Source organism: Streptomyces sp. NPDC006265 (genome assembly GCF_040613555.1).
GTDB lineage: Bacteria > Actinomycetota > Actinomycetes > Streptomycetales > Streptomycetaceae > Streptomyces.
The window spans coordinates 1-2,934 of record NZ_JBEXSH010001021.1; the positions used below are offsets into that span (position 1 = coordinate 1).

Below are 2,934 nucleotides of genomic sequence, written 5' to 3' on the forward strand. Positions count from 1 at the left end.
GGACGGGACGCAGAAGGCGAAGAACTACTCGATCGAGGACGGTGGGAAGAAGGCTGCGGAGGCCTTCCTTGATGAGACCCGTACGGCCCCCGGTCGTCGCCGCGGACGGCAAGGTCGGTTCGCCTCCCACCGGCATCACCGCCGGGGGCAGGGGCGGCTCCCGCGCCTCCGCTGGCAGCGGCAGTTCCCGCTCCAGCGGCCGCAGTTCGAGGACGTCGTCCCAGTCGTCGAAGTCCCGCCGCTCGGTGTCGGGGCGCCTGTCGCGGTCCCTGTCGGGCAGGTCGACGGGCCGCTCGGTGTCGGTGCGCAGCTCCGGCTCGGCCGCCGGTTCCGGGTCCCGGGGCCGGCTGGGCGCCGGTCTGGTGCAGGTGCCGCCGATCCCGCGGCCCGACCCGCGCGAGATGGTCCTGGACAACCCCGAGGTGCCCGAGCGGAAGCGGTTCTGCTCGCGCTCCGACTGCGGCGCCCAGGTGGGCCGGGCCCGCGGCGACCGGCCGGGCCGCACGGAGGGCTTCTGCACCAAGTGCGGCCATCCGTACTCCTTCGTGCCGAAGCTCAAGGCCGGTGACGTGGTGCACGGCCAGTACGAGGTGGTCGGCTGTCTGGCGCACGGCGGCCTGGGCTGGATCTACCTCGCCGTCGACCGGGCGGTCTCGGACCGCTGGGTGGTCCTCAAGGGCCTGCTGGACACGGGCGACCAGGACGCGATGGCGGCGGCGATCTCCGAGCGGCGCTTCCTCGCGGAGATCGAGCACGCCAACATCGTGCGGATCTACAACTTCGTGGAGCACCTGGACCAGCGCACGGGTTCGCTCGACGGCTACATCGTCATGGAGTACGTCGGCGGCAAGTCCCTCAAGGAGATCGCCAACGCCCGCCGCACCGCGCAGGGCAGACGCGACCCGCTGCCGGTGGAGCAGGCCTGCGCGTACGGCATCGAGGCGCTGGAGGCGCTCGGGCACCTGCACAGCCGGAACCTGCTGTACTGCGACTTCAAGGTCGACAACGCGATCCAGACCGAGGACCAGCTGAAGCTGATCGACATGGGCGCGGTGCGCAGGACGGACGACGAGGAGTCGGCCATCTACGGCACGGTCGGCTACCAGGCCCCGGAGGTGGCCGAGGTGGGCCCGTCGGTGGCGAGCGATCTGTACACCGTCGCCCGCACCCTCGCCGTCATGACGTTCGACTTCCAGGGCTACACGAACGTCTACGTGGACTCCCTGCCCGACCCGGACCACATCGAGGTGTTCCGGCAGTACGAGTCGTTCTACCGGCTCCTGGTCCGGGCCACGGATCCCGACCCGGTCCGCCGGTTCGCCTCCGCGCAGGAGATGACCGAACAGCTGACGGGCGTCCTGCGGGAGGTCGTCTCCCTCCAGACAGGCCGCGCCCGCCCCGCCCTGTCCACGCTGTTCGGACCGGAACTGCGGGTCACGGACACGGTGTTGTTCCCCAGACTGGACGGCGAGGTGTCCCGCCTGGGTGCGCGGGTGGTGCGGCCCCGGGCTCGCGGCGGCACTCCCGCCGCCCTGCCGCAGCAGCGGCCCGCGATGCCGCACAGCCTCGTCAGGCCCGTCGACACCCCCGCCGCCGCCTTCGCCCTGCCCGTCCCGCGCGTCGACCCGACCGACCCCAACGCCGGTTTCCTGGCGGGCCTGATGACCTCCGCCCCCGCGGAACTCCTCGGCGCCCTGGCAGCCGCCCCCGCCCCGTCGATCGAGACGCGGCTGCGGCAGATCCGGGCCTGGCTGGAGACGGGCGAGCCGGCCGCCGCGCTGCAGGCGCTGGTCGCGCTGGAGGGTGAGCGGCCCGACGACTGGCGGGTGGTCTGGTACCGGGGCGCGGCCGCGCTGGTGACCGGTGACGACGAGGGTGCCGCCCTCGCCTTCGACGCGATCTACGACGCCTTCCCGGGCGAGATCGCGCCCAAGCTGGCGCTCGGCCTGTGCGCGGAGGTGCTGGGGCAGCTGGACAACGCCGCCGAGTACTACCGGCTGGTGTGGTCGACCGACCCGAGCTATGTGAGCGCCGCGTTCGGCCTGGCCCGCGTCCAGCTGGCGACCGGGGACCGGCGCGGTGCCGTACGGACGCTGGAGTCGGTCCCGGAGTCCTCCATCCACTACACGGCCGCGCGCGTGGCGGCCGTCCGGGCGCGGCTGCGGCAGCGCACGGCGAGCGCCTCCGACGCGCCGTTCCTGGAGGATCTGACGGCCGCCGCGGCGCAGGTCGAGGCGCTGGAGGCGTACGGTCTGGATCCGGCGCGGCGGGAGCAGTTGTCGGCCGAAGTCCTCGGTTGCGCGCTCGACTGGGTACTCTCCGGGGGCCAGGGTTGCGCCCCTCCCACCGCCGGGGGACGGACACTGCTCGGCAGTGGCCTGGACGAGCGGGGCCTGCGTTTCGGTCTGGAACGCTCGTACCGCATGCTGGCCCGGCTGGCGCGGGGCGGCGAGGAGAGGATCGACCTGGTGGAACGTGCAAATCGTTACCGCCCCCGGACGTGGGTGTAGTTGATGTCGCAGATGCCCCAGTTGTCCGCCTGCCCGAGCTGCGAGGAACCCCTCGAGTCGGGTGACCGTTTCTGCGGCGCGTGCGGATACGACCTGTCCGCCGTGCCGGCACGGCCGGAGGACAACCCGACCATCGCCATGAACGGCTCGGTGCCCGCCCAGGGCGCTCCGCCGGCCGCGGGCGTGCGGTTCGACCGTCCGCCGCAGCCCGACGGGCCCGCGGCGCCGGAGATCTACCAGACACAGCCCGACGAGTACCTCCTCCAGGCACCGGACCCACGGGTGTCCGCCGAGCAAGCGGCCCAGGCCGCGGGCACCGGCGGCAAGGTCTGTGTCTGGTGCCGCTGACCGCCGAGCAGACCGGCCCGACCGTCCGCGATGTCGCCGACCACCTCGACCACATCCGCGCCGTGGCCGGAGCGCA

1 protein-coding gene and 1 pseudogene are annotated in these 2,934 nt (G+C 73.0%); both read left to right on the top strand.

The features are described 5' to 3' along the window. The first annotated feature begins 71 nt into the window (after positions 1-71). Positions 72-2,510 carry a tetratricopeptide repeat protein gene (locus ABZ281_RS44520; RefSeq protein WP_356663994.1) on the top strand — a complete coding sequence of 813 codons (2,439 nt, stop codon included), beginning with the start codon at positions 72-74 and terminating at the stop codon, positions 2,508-2,510. A 3-nt stretch (positions 2,511-2,513) separates the two neighbouring features. Next, a pseudogene (locus ABZ281_RS44525) lies at positions 2,514-2,852 on the top strand (zinc ribbon domain-containing protein); the annotation flags it as partial. Between the last annotated feature and the right edge of the window lie 82 nt (positions 2,853-2,934).